The following is a 13,122-nucleotide window of genomic DNA, read 5'->3' as shown; positions in this document are numbered from 1 at the left end:
ACCGATGGCCAACGAAGAGCGGTTGCGCTACTTCCTCAAGCGGGTCACCGCCGACCTGGAGACCGCGCAGGAGCGTATCCGGCACCTGGAGGTACGCGCCGACGAGCCGATCGCGATCATCGGCGTGGGCTGCCGGTTCCCCGGTGGCGTGGACTCCCCGGAGTCGCTGTGGAACCTGGTCGCGGCGGACGGGGACGGCATCACGCCGTTCCCGTCCGACCGGGGCTGGGACACCGAGGCGCTGTTCGACCCCGACCCGGACAACCCCGGGACGTCGTACGCCGCCGAGGGCGGGTTCCTGAGCGGGGCGGGTGACTTCGACGCCGGCTTCTTCGGGATCAGCCCGCGCGAGGCGCTGGCGATGGACCCGGCGCAGCGGCTCCTGCTGGAGGTGTCCTGGGAGGCGATCGAACGGGCCGGCATCGACCCGGCGTCGCTGTCCGGGTCGCGTACCGGCGTGTTCGCGGGCACCAACGGTTCGGACTACTCGGCCATCCTGATGGGTGCGTCCGAGGGCCTGGAGGGTTATCTCGCGACCGGTAACGCGGGTGCGGTGATCTCCGGCCGGGTGTCGTACTCGCTGGGTCTGGAGGGGCCGGCGGTCACCGTCGACACGGCGTGCTCGTCGTCGCTCGTCGCGCTGCACCTGGCGGCGCAGGCGCTGCGGGCCGGCGAGTGCTCGCTCGCGCTGGCCGGCGGTGTGACGGTGATGGCCACCCCGTCGCTGTTCGTCGGCTTCTCCCGTCAGCGCGGTCTGGCGGCCGACGGCCGCTGCAAGGCGTTCGCCGGTGCCGCCGACGGGACCGGCTTCGCCGAGGGCGCCGGCGTCCTGCTGGTGGAGCGGCTCTCCGACGCGGTCCGCAACGGTCACCGGGTGCTCGCCGTGGTGCGGGGCAGCGCGGTCAACCAGGACGGCGCGTCGAACGGGTTGACCGCCCCGAACGGGCCGTCGCAGCAGCGGGTGATCCAGGCCGCGCTCGTCGACGCCCAACTGTCGGCGGCGGACGTGGACATGGTGGAGGCGCACGGCACCGGCACCCGGTTGGGTGATCCGATCGAGGCGCAGGCGTTGCTGGCCACCTACGGTCAGGATCGGCCCGCCGGTCAGCCGCTGTGGCTGGGGTCGGTGAAGTCGAACATCGGGCACACCCAGGCCGCCGCCGGTGTCGCCGGGATCATCAAGGTGGTCGAGGCGCTGCGTCACGAGACGTTGCCGCGGACGCTGCACGTGGACGAGCCGACGCCGCAGGTGGACTGGTCCGACGGTGCGGTGGAGCTGCTGACGTCGTCCCGCCCGTGGGCGGCGGGGGAGCGTCCGCGCCGGGCTGGGGTGTCGTCGTTCGGGGTGTCCGGCACGAACGCCCACGTGATCATCGAGGAGGCGCCGGCCGCGTCAATCGACGCGCCGGCCCTGACCGAGCCGAATGTGCCGTGGCTGTTGTCGGCGGCGGCGCCGGAGGCGCTGCGCGGGCAGGCCGAGCGGTTGACACGGGTGACGGCGGACCCGTGCGCGGTGGCGTACTCGTTGCTGTCCACCCGGTCGGTGCTGAGCCACCGGGCGGTCGTGCTCGGCCCGGATCACGCCGCGGGCCTGTCCTCCCTTCGGGACGGCCTGCCGTCGGGTGCGGTGGTGTCCGGCGCTGCCCACCCGGACTCGGGTGTGGTGTTCGTCTTCCCGGGCCAGGGTTCGCAGTGGGTCGGGATGGCCACGGAGTTGCTGGATGCGGAGCCCGTGTTCGCCGCCCGGATCGCCGAGTGCGCCGCGGCCCTCGCGCCGTTCGTGGACTGGAACCTCCTCGATGTGCTGCGCTCGGACGATCCGTTGGAGCGGGTGGACGTGGTGCAGCCGGTCCTCTGGGCGGTGCACGTCGCGTTAGCCGAGGTGTGGCGGGCCAGGGGTGCGACCCCGGATGCGGTGATCGGTCACTCGCAGGGTGAGATCGCCGCTGCCTGTGTGGCCGGCGTGCTGTCACTGAGCGACGCCGCGAAGGTCGTCGCGTTGCGCAGCAAGGCGTTGCTGGCGATTGCTGGCAGCGGGGGCATGGTGTCGGTGAGCGCCGGTCTGGATGTGGTCACCCCGTTGTTGACCGAGGGTGTGAGTGTCGCGGTGGTCAACGGTCCGACGAGTGTCGTGGTCGCCGGTGCCGACCTGGATGCGTTCCTGGCCGCTGCGGAGGCGGCCGGGGTGCGGGCGAAGCGGGTGAAGGTCGACTACGCCTCGCACTGCGCTCTGGTCGAGCCGGTCGAGGCGGAGCTGGCCCGTCTGCTGGACGGTGTGCACCCGCTGGCCGGCACTGTGCCGGTGTTCTCCACCGTGGAGGACGGCGGTGTCATGGACGCCGGCTACTGGTACCGGAACCTGCGTCAGCCGGTACGCCTCGACCTGGCGGTCGAGGCCGCCCAGGCGGCGGGGCACCGGATCTTCATCGAGGTCAGCGCGCACCCGGTGCTCACCGGCGCGATCGAGGCCACCACCGTCGGCACGCTGCGCCGCGACGAAGGCGGCCCCGAGCGATTCGTGCGGTCGTTGGCCGAGGCGTGGGTGCGGGGCGCTCCCGTCGACTGGAACACCGTCATCCCGGCGACCCGGGTCGTGGACCTACCGACGTACCCGTTCCAGCACCAGCGTTACTGGCCCACCCCCGGCGCCGCGGCGAGCATGGCCGACCCGCTGGACAGCGAGTTCTGGCGGGCCGTCGAGAACGGCGACCTCACCCCGCTGGGCATCACCGGCGACGGCACCGAGCTGCTGCCCGCGCTGACCGCCTGGCGTCGCCGCACCCGCCAGCACCACATCCTCGACGACTGGCGGTACCGGATCACCTGGCAGAGCCGGGCCACCCCGGCCGAGACCACCCGCACCGGCACCTGGCTGGTCCTGGGCCCCACCGGCGAACCCTGGTCGGACGCCGCCGAGGACGCCCTCCGGCAGGCCGGCGTCCGGACCGTACCGGTGACCGTCGCACCCGGCCCGATCGACCGGACCACCCTCGCCGACGCGGTCACCGCCTCCGTCGCGGAGACGCCTGTCGACGGAGTGCTGTCCCTGCTCTCACTGGCCGTCCCCGCCGAAGCCGTGGACGCGCTGCACGACGCGTCCACCCTGCTGCACGGGCTCGCGGACGCGGGCGTCACCGCCCCGCTCTGGCTCGCCACCCGGTCCGGCGTCCGGGTCGGTCGATCCGACGCCGCCCCGGCGCCCACGCAGGCGGCGCTCTGGGGCTTCGGCCGGGTCGTCGCCCTTGAGGAGCCGCACCGCTGGGGTGGCCTGGTCGACGTGCCGGCGCAGCCCGACACCAGGTCGGCCGCCCGGCTCGTCGCGGCACTGGTCGCCGGCGACGACGAGGACCAGTTCGCCGTCCGCGCCTCGGGCCTCTACACCCGCCGGCTGACACGTGCCCCGCAGACCGGCGCACCCGGCTGGTCGCCGTCGGGCACCGCGCTGGTCACCGGCGGCACCGGCGCGATCGGTGCGCACACGGCCCGCTGGCTGGCCCGCAACGGCGTCGAGCATCTGGTGCTCGTCAGCCGTCGCGGCCCGGACGCCCCCGGCGCCGACGACCTGCGCGCCGAACTGGAGCAGGCCGGCGCCCAGGTGACGATCACCGCCTGCGACATCGCCGACCGGGACGCCCTGCGCACCCTGATCGACGGTCTGGCGGACCTGACCTCCGTCTTCCACACCGCCGCCGTCCTCGACGACGGCACGCTCGGCAGCCTCGACCGGGACCGCATCGAGCGGGTCCTGGCCCCGAAGGCCGTCGCCGCCCAGCACCTGCACGACCTCACCCGGGACCGGGACCTGAGCGCGTTCGTGCTGTTCTCGTCGTTCGCCGGCACCCTCGGCAACGCGGGACAGGCCGCGTACGCGGCGGCCAACGCGTACCTCGACGCCCTCGCCGAGCAGCGGGCCGCCGACGGTCTACCGGCCACCTCGATCGCCTGGGGCCGCTGGGGTGACGGCGGCCTCGCCGAGGAGGCCGTGCGTCGGGAGCGACTCAGCCGGGGCGGCCTGGGCGCGATGGACCCGGAGTTGGCCCTCACCGGACTCGCCAGCGCGATCGGCGGCGGCGAACCGGCCCTGGCCCTGACCGACGTCGACTGGGAGCGGTTCGCCCCCGGCTTCACGGCGGTACGCCCCAACCCGACCCTCGCCACCATCCCGCAGGCCGCCGGGACCGCCGGCACCGACCCGTCCGGCGACCTGACCCGGCAGCTACTGTCGATGACCACCCGGGACCGCACCACCGCGCTGATCGACCTGGTCCGCGGGCACGCCGCGGCGGTCCTCGGCCACTCCGGCGCGGACAGCGTGGAACCGGAGCGCGCCTTCCGCGACCTCGGCTTCGACTCGCTCACCGCGGTCGAACTGCGCAACGCGCTCGCCGCCGCCACCGGCCTGCGGCTACCCGCCACCCTGATCTTCGACCACCCGAGCGCCCTCGCCCTCGCCGGCCACCTCAGCGGCCTGCTCGGTGCCGACCGGGACACCGAGGCCGCTGCCGGCCCGGACGTCGCTGCCGACCGGGACCACTCCGCCGGCGCTGCCGACCGGGACGACCCGATCGTCGTGGTGGGCATGTCGTGTCGCTTCCCCGGCGGTGCGGACAACCCCGACCAGCTGTGGCAGCTCGTGCGCGACGAGGTGGACGCGATCTCCACCTTCCCCGCCGACCGTGGCTGGGACGTCGACAGCGTCTACGACGCCGACCCGGACAACTCCGGCACCAGCTACGTCCGCGAGGGCGGCTTCCTCTACGGCGCCGCCGCGTTCGACAGCGAGTTCTTCGGCATCTCGCCACGCGAGGCCCTGGCCATGGACCCGCAGCAGCGGCTCCTGCTGGAGACCGCCTGGGAGGCGTTCGAGCACGCCGGCATCGACCCGTCGACCGCCCGTGGCGAGCAGGTGGGCGTCTTCGTCGGCTCGAACGGCCAGGACTACGGCGCGCTGCTCTACGGCTCGACCGAGGGCGTCGAGGGGCACACCATGACCGGCAACGCCGGCAGCGTCGCCTCCGGCCGGATCTCCTACGCGCTCGGGCTGGAAGGGCCGGCCGTCACCATCGACACCGCCTGCTCGTCGTCGCTCGTCGCGTTGCACCTCGCCGCCCAGTCGCTGCGCCGGGGCGAGTGCCGGCAGGCGCTCGCCGGCGGTGTCACGGTGATGGCCACCCCGGGCCGGTTCGTCGAGTTCAGCCGCCAACGCGGTCTCGCCGCCGACGGCCGCTGCAAGGCGTTCGCCGACGGGGCCGACGGCACCGGCTGGGGCGAGGGCGCGGGCATGCTGCTGGTCGAGCGCCGATCCGCGGCGCTGGCCGCCGGCCACCAGATCCTCGCCACGGTACGCGGCAGCGCGATCAACCAGGACGGCGCGTCGAACGGGCTGACCGCCCCCAACGGGCCCGCCCAGCAGCGGGTGATCCGGGCCGCCCTCACCGACGCCGGTCTGCGACCCTCCGACGTGGACCTGGTCGAGGCGCACGGCACCGGCACCAGACTCGGCGACCCGATCGAGGCCCAGGCGCTGCTCGCCACGTACGGGCAGCACCGACCGGCGGACCGCCCGCTGCGGCTGGGCTCGATCAAGTCGAACATCGGTCACACCCAGGCCGCGGCCGGTGTCGCCGGGGTGATCAAGGTGATCCAGGCGATGCGGTACGGGGTGCTGCCCCGAACGCTGCACGTGGACCAACCGAGCGCCGAGGTGGACTGGGAGTCCGGCGCGGTCGCCCTGCTCGACAGGTCCCTGCCGTGGGAGGGCGTCGGACCCCGTCGGGCGGCCGTGTCGTCGTTCGGCATCAGCGGCACGAACGCCCACGTCGTGTTGGAGGGCGACCCGGCCCCGGCGGACCCGGTCCCCGCCACGAACCCGCAGCGGCCGTGCACGTGGCTGCTCAGCTCGCGTACCGAGGACGGGCTGCGGGACCAGGCCGGGCGGTTGCTCGGCCACCTGGACGAGCACCCGGGGCTGGACCCCTACGACGTCGGTTTCTCCCTCGCCACCACCCGTACCCAGCACCGGCACCGGGCCGCGGTGTCCGGCCGCGCGGAGCTGGCGGCGCTGGCCGCCGGATCACCGGGCCCGATCACCGGTTCGGTGGTGCGGGGCAGGACGGCGTTCGTGTTCTCCGGTCAGGGTTCGCAGCGGCCGGGCATGGGCCTGGACCTGGCCGCCACCTACCCGGTCTTCGCCGAGGCGTTCGACGCGGCCTGCGCCGAGTTGGATCTGCATCTGGACCGACCGCTGCGCACGGTCATCGCCGACGGCGACGAGCTGGACCAGACGGTCTACACCCAGGCCGCGTTGTTCGCGGTCGAGGTCGCGCTCCACCACCTGGTGGGTGCCACCCCCGACTACCTGGTGGGCCACTCGATCGGTGAGATCGCCGCCGCCCACGTCGCCGGTGTGTTGACCCTGGCCGACGCGGCGAAGCTGGTCACGGCGCGCGGCCGGCTGATGCAGGCGCTACCCGCCGGCGGGGTCATGGTCGCGGTGCGGGCCACCGAGGCCGAGGTGGTGCCGCTGCTGGTCGACAGTGTGTCCGTCGCGGCCGTCAACGGCCCCCGTTCGGTGGTGCTGTCCGGTGCCGCCGACGCGGTGGCCGTCGTCGCCGCGCACTTCGAGAAGTCCAAGCAGCTGAAGGTCAGCCATGCGTTCCACTCGGTGCTGATGGAGCCGATGCTGGCGGAGTTCGCGTCGGTGGCCGCGCAGTTGACGTACGCGCCGCCGCGGATTCCGATCATCTCCAACGTGACGGGGCAGATCGCCGAGACGCAGGACGCGGCCTACTGGGTGCGGCACGTGCGGGAGGCGGTCCGGTTCGCCGACGGCATCACCACCCTGGAAGGTCTGGGTGTCAGCACGTTCGTGGAGATCGGCCCGGACGGGGTGCTCTCCGCGATGGGCGCGGACTGTGTGACCGACGCGGTGTTCGTACCGCTGCAACGAGCCGACCGGGACCAGCCCACCGCCCTGCGCACCGGGCTCGCCCAGCTCCACGTCCGCGGCGTCCCGGTGGACTGGGCCGCCGTGCACCCCGGGGCGCGGCGGGTCGACCTGCCCACCTACGCCTTCCAGCGGCAGCACTACTGGCCCGGGGTGATCTCCTGGGCCCCGCCCACCGCCTCCGACGACGAGCACCTGTGGGACCGCATCGAACGCGCGGACCTCGCCGGCATCGGCGCCGAACTCGCCCTGCCGCCGGACGCGACCCTCCCGGCGGTCGTGCGGGCACTCTCCGACTGGCGGCGACAGGCCCGGCGGAGCTCGACGATCGACGGGTGGCGGTACGGCGTACGGTGGCGGCCCCTGTCCTCGACCGGGACGCCCACCCTGACCGGCACCTGGCTGCTGGTCGGCACCCCCGACCATCCCACCGCCGACCTCGCCGGCGTGCTGCGCAGGCACGGCGCGGCGACCGGAACCGTCACGTTGACGCCGGCGGACCTGACCCGCCCCGGCACCGTCGCGCGGCTCAGCGCGGCCCTCGACGAGTACGGCCCGGTGCACGGCATCCTGTCCCTGCTCGCCCTCGACGAGGACCCGCACCCCACGCACCCGATCCTGACCAGGGGCGTCGCCGGCACGGTGACCCTGGTCCAGGCCCTCGACCAGCTCGGCGCCACCGCTCCGGTGTGGAGCGTGACCCGTGGGGCCGTCGCGATCGGTGGCTCGGAGCGGGTCGCCGCGCCCGCCCAGGCGCAGGTCTGGGGTCTCGGCAGGGTCGCCGCCCTGGAGCAGCCGCGGCTGTGGGCCGGTCTGGTCGACCTGCCGCCCCTGCTCGACGACCGCGCCGGTTCGCGGCTGTGCGCCGTGCTGGCCGGCGCCGGCGCCGGTGGCGGCGAGGACCAGGTGGCCATCCGCGCCTCGGCGATCTTCGGCCGTCGCCTGGTCCGTCATCCCCGCAGCACCACCCCGGGCGCGCAGTGGCGCCCGCACGGCACAGTCCTGATCACCGGTGGCACCGGGGCGCTGGGCGGGCGGGTGGCACGACTGCTCGCCGAACGAGGAGCCGAGCATCTGCTCCTGCTCAGCCGCCGGGGCGCCGACGCGCCCGGCGTGGCCGACCTGACCGCCGAGCTGACCGCGCTCGGTGCCCGGGTCACCGTCGAGGCCTGTGACGTCGCCGACCGGGACGTGCTGGCCGGCGTGCTCGCCCGCGTCCCCGCCGACCTGCCGCTGACCGCGGTGGTGCACGCCGCCGGCATCGGCACCCCCGGATCGCTGCGGGAAACCGACCTGGACGAGTTCGCCGCCGTGGTGCGCGCCAAGATCGCCGGCGCGGTGCACCTGGACGCGCTGCTCGGCGAACGACCGCTCGACGCGTTCGTGCTCTTCTCCTCGATCGCCGGGATCTGGGGCAGCGGCGGACAGGGCGCCTACGCGGCCGCCAACGCGTACCTCGACGCCCTCGCCGAGGCCCGGCGTGGTCGCGGCCTCGCCGGCACCGCGGTGGCCTGGGGGCCGTGGGGCGACGGTGGCATGGCCGAGGGGCCAGCCCAGGAGCAGTTGCGCCGTCGCGGCCTGCCCGTCATGAACCCGGAGTCGGCGATCGACGCGCTGGCCGCCGCCATCGACGACCGCGAGGTGGCGCTCGCCGTCGCCGACGTCGACTGGGCCCGCTTCGCGCTGCCGTTCCAGGCCGTCCGCTCGGGCCGGCTGCTGGACGAGATCGACGAGGCGCGGGCCGCGCTCACCGCCGGTGCGCCGGGGGCCGAGAGCGACGCCGACGCCGACGCCCTGCGCCGCAGTCTGACCGGCCTGCCGGCAGCCGAGCGGGAGCGGGTCGTGCTCGACCTGATCCGCAAGAACGCCGCCACCGTGCTGGGGCACACCGCCCCCGGTGGTGTCGACGTCGACCGCGGGTTCCTGGAACTCGGCTTCGACTCGCTGACCGGGGTGGAACTGCGCAACGCGCTCTCCGCCGAACTCGGCCTGCCGTTGCCCGCCACGCTGATCTTCGACTACCCGTCACCACTGGTCCTGGCTGAGCACGTCCTCGACCAGTTGGCCGGCCCGGAGACGGTCGGGGACCCGGAGGAGCAGCAGGTCCGACAGGTCCTGTCCCGGATCCCGGTGGAACGGCTGCGCGCGGCCGGCCTGCTGGACACCCTGCTCGGCCTGGCACAGACCGGGCCGGAGGCGCCGGACGCGCCGCCGGCCACCGATGACGACGGTGAGGACCTGGCGGAGCTCGACGTCAGCGAGCTGGTCCGCCTCGCCCTCGACGGCACCGAGAGCTGACGGGGAGTAGACGATGGCCACGAGTTACGACGAGGTGGTGGCGGCGCTGCGTGCGGCGCTCGCCGACAACAAGCGACTGAAGCAACGCGTCGCGGTCCCGGCGGCCCCGCCCGCGCCCGAACCGATCGCGATCGTCTCGATGGGCTGCCGGTTGCCCGGTGGTGTTCGAGGCCCGGAGCAGCTCTGGGACCTGGTGACCGAGGGCCGGGACACGATCGGCGAGTTCCCGTCCGATCGCGGTTGGGACCTGGCCGCGCTGTCCGAGCTCAGCACCGCTGGCGCCGGCGCCTTTCTCTACGACGCCGGTGACTTCGATCCGGGCTTCTTCGGCATCTCACCGCGCGAGGCGATCGCCATGGACCCGCAGCAGCGGTTGCTCCTGGAGATCGCGTGGGAGACCTTCGAGCGGGCCGGGATCGACCGGGCCACCGCCCGGGGCAGCCGAACCGGAGTCTTCGCCGGCACCAACAACCAGGACTACACGGGTGTGCTGGTCGCCGCCCTGGCGCAGGGCTTCGACGGGCACCTCGGCACCGGCAACTCGGCCAGTGTGGTCTCCGGGCGGATCTCGTACACGTTCGGCCTGGAGGGGCCGGCGCTCACCGTGGACACCGCCTGCTCGTCGTCGCTGGTCGCGGTCCACCTGGCCGCCCAGTCCCTACGCGACGGCGAGTGCAACCTGGCGCTTGCCGGCGGAGTCGCGGTGATGGCCACCCCGTCGGTCTTCGTCGAGTTCTCCCGCCAGGGTGGGCTCGCCGCCAACGGCCGCTGCAAGTCGTTCGCCGCCGCGGCCGACGGCACCGGCTGGGGCGAGGGCGCGGCGATGGTGCTGCTGGAACGGCTGTCCGACGCCCGCCGCAACGGTCATCCGGTGCTCGCCGTGCTGCGCGGCAGCGCGGTCAACCAGGACGGCGCGTCCAGTGGCCTGACCGCCCCGAACGGCCCCGCCCAGCAGCGGGTGATCCGGACCGCGCTGGCCAACGCCCGGCTCACCGTGGCCGACGTCGACGTGGTGGAGGCGCACGGCACCGGCACCCGGCTGGGCGACCCGATCGAGGCGCAGGCGTTGCTGGCCACCTACGGTCAGGACCGACCCGCCGACCGGCCGGTGTGGCTCGGCTCGATCAAGTCGAACATCGGCCACACCCAGGCCGCCGCCGGGGTCACCGGCATCATCAAGATGGTCGAGGCGATGCGGCACGGCGTGCTCCCGGCCACCCTGCACGTCGACCGGCCCACCCCGCAGGTCGACTGGTCCGCGGGAGCCGTCGAACTGCTCACCTCGTCGCGGCCGTGGCCCGCCGAGGGTCGGCCGCGCCGCGCCGCGGTCTCCTCGTTCGGGGTCAGCGGCACCAACGCCCACGTGATCCTCGAACAGCCGGCGGAGACCGAGGACCGGCTCGCCACCCCGGGCACCCGTGCGACGCACGGCGTCCTGGCCTGGCCGGTGTCGGCCCGCGAGCCCGCCGGGCTCCGCGCCCAGGCGGCGCAGCTCCTCGCGTACCTGCGTGAGCACCCCGACTTGGACCCGGCCGACGTGGCCGGGTCGCTCGCGGTCACCCGCTCGCACTTCGAGTACCGGGCGGCGGCGGTCGGCACCGAGATGGACGGCCTGACCGCGGCGCTGACCCGGATCGCCGACGGGACCGACCCGGGTGACCTCGCGGCGACCCGGCCCCAGGTGGCCTTCGTCTTCGCCGGTCAGGGTGCACAGCGGGCCGGCATGGGCCGGGACCTGTACGCCACCTTCCCGGTGTTCGCCGAGGCGTTCGACGCGGCCTGCGCCGAACTCGACGTGCACCTGGACCGGCCGATCCGGGAGGTCGTCTTCGACGACGAGGCGGCCCTGGACCGGACCGAGTACGCCGAGGCGGCGCTGTTCGCCGTCGAGGTCGCGCTGTACCGCCTGGTCACCTCGTTCGGAGTGATCCCGGACCAGCTCATCGGACACTCCACCGGCGAGGTCGCGGCGGCGCACGCGGCCGGCGTGCTGTCGCTGCCCGACGCGGCGGCGCTCGTCGCGGCGCGAGGACGGCTCATCCAGGCACTCCCGGCCGGCGGCGTGATGGTCGCGGTCCGGGCGACGGAGGCCGAGGTGCGGGAGGCGCTCGCCGGATTCGAGGCGGTGGCGTCCGTCGCCGCGGTGAACGGACCGAAGTCGGTGGTGGTGGCCGGCGCGGCGGAGGCTGTCGAGCAGGTGGTCGCGCGGTTCGGCAAGACCCGGAAGCTGGACGTGGGGCACGCCCTGCACTCGCCGCTGATGGCGCCGATGACCGCGGACTTCGCCCAGATCATCGGTGGGCTGACCTATTCCCCTGCTCGCGTTCCGGTCATCTCCACGGTGACCGGCGACGTCGCCGTGTTCGACACCGACTACTGGGTCGACCAGGTCCGCGCCACGGTCCGCTTCGCGGACGGCATCCGGGCCCTGCACGAGCGGGGTGTCGGCGCCTACCTGGAGATCGGCCCGGACGCGGTGCTCACCCCGCTGGGCGCCGACTGCGTCGAGGGCGCCGACCGGGACACCGCCCCGCTGTTCGTCGCCGCGCAGCGACGCGCCGGCGACGACGTCGAAGCCCTGGTCACCGCGCTCGCCCGGCTGCACTGCCGGGGCGTACGACTGGACTGGTCGGCGCTGCTGCCCGGCACCGCACGGGTCGACCTGCCCACCTACCCGTTCCAGCGGCAGCACTACTGGCCGGCGCTGGAGCCGGTCACGATGCCGACCGCGGCCGCCCCCGCCGAGCAGCCTTCGGCCGTGTCGGCAGCGCCGGTCCTGTCCCGGGACTCCACGTTCGAGGAGGTCCGCGACCTCATCCGACTGGAGACCGCCGAGGTCCTCGGCTACTCCGGCATCGAGTCCATCCGGCCCGGCCGGGACTTCCTCGAACTCGGCGTCGACTCGGTGATCGGGCAGGAGATCCGCCTCCGGCTCAACAGCGCCACGGGCCTGAGCCTGCCCCCCGGTCTGCTCTTCGTCCACCAGGACCCGGACCGGCTGGCCCGGCACCTGATCGCGGAGATGGCCGGCACGACGCCAGCCCTGCCTGCCCCCACCCTGGACGCGCTGTTCCGGCAGGCGCGGCAGAACGACGACCTGCACGAGTACACGACGCTGCTGATGCGGCTGGCCGAGTACCGGCCGACCTTCACCGCCGACGACGTGGACGCGGGACGGGTGGCCGTACCCGCCCTGGCGCGCCTGGCCGAGGAGGGCGGCGGCCCGCGGATCATCGCGTGCTGCACCACCTCGCTGATGGCCGGTCCGCAGGAGTACGCCCGACTGGCCGGCGCCCTGCGCGGCCGGTACCGGGTGTCCGCCCTGGTCAATCCCGGTTACCAGGCGGACGAGCCGGCCCCCGCCGACCTGGCCGCCGCGCTGCGCCTGCAGGTACGGGCGATCCGCGCGGACGCCGGCACCGAGCCGTTCATCCTGCTCGGACACTCGGCCGGAGGTCTGGTCGCCAACGCGCTCGCCGCCGAGTTGGAGGCCGGGGGAGTCGCGCCGGCCGCCGTGGTGCTGCTCGACTCCTACCCGCCGGCCGACGCGGTGCTCGGCCGGTGGATACCCGAACTGCTCGACGGGCTGGACCTGGACGACGCAGGGGTGCCCGACGAGCGGTACCTCGCCTGGGCGTCGTACATCCGCCACTACGGCGACTTCGAGCCGTTGTCCAGCAGCGCACCGACCCTGCTGGTCCGCGCCGGGGAACCCCTCGGCACGGTGCCGGAGGACCGCGACTGGCGGCCGTCCTGGCAGCACCCGCACACGGTGACGGACGCCACCGGAAACCACTTCACGATGCTCGGCGACCAGGTGGGTCGCACCGCCCAGACAGTGCACGACTGGCTGACCACGACCCTGTGAAACGGAGACT

1 protein-coding gene and 1 pseudogene are annotated in these 13,122 nt (G+C 74.2%); both read left to right on the top strand.

What is annotated here, in order from left to right; genetic code table 11:
- Window positions 1–4: 4 nt before the first annotated feature.
- Window positions 5–9,001: pseudogene (locus ABGB10_RS09360) on the top strand (type I polyketide synthase); the annotation flags it as partial.
- A 256-nt stretch (window positions 9,002–9,257) separates the two neighbouring features.
- Window positions 9,258–13,112 (top strand): alpha/beta fold hydrolase, encoded by a 3,855-nt coding sequence (locus ABGB10_RS09355; protein ID WP_347660466.1) that lies wholly within the window; start codon window positions 9,258–9,260, stop codon window positions 13,110–13,112.
- Window positions 13,113–13,122 lie beyond the last annotated feature (10 nt).

The sequence above is a fragment of the Micromonospora sp. B9E7 genome (assembly GCF_039871815.1).
Lineage (GTDB): Bacteria > Actinomycetota > Actinomycetes > Mycobacteriales > Micromonosporaceae > Micromonospora.
Note: the sequence above shows the minus strand (reverse complement) of the source record. Positions and strands in the feature narration are given on the sequence as shown.

What these genes read in the sequence shown, in the direction of transcription:
- ABGB10_RS09355 (WP_347660466.1), top strand. Translation starts at nt 9,258, where the DNA reads ATGGCCACGAGTTACGACGAGGTGGTGGCGGCGCTGCGTGCGGCGCTC.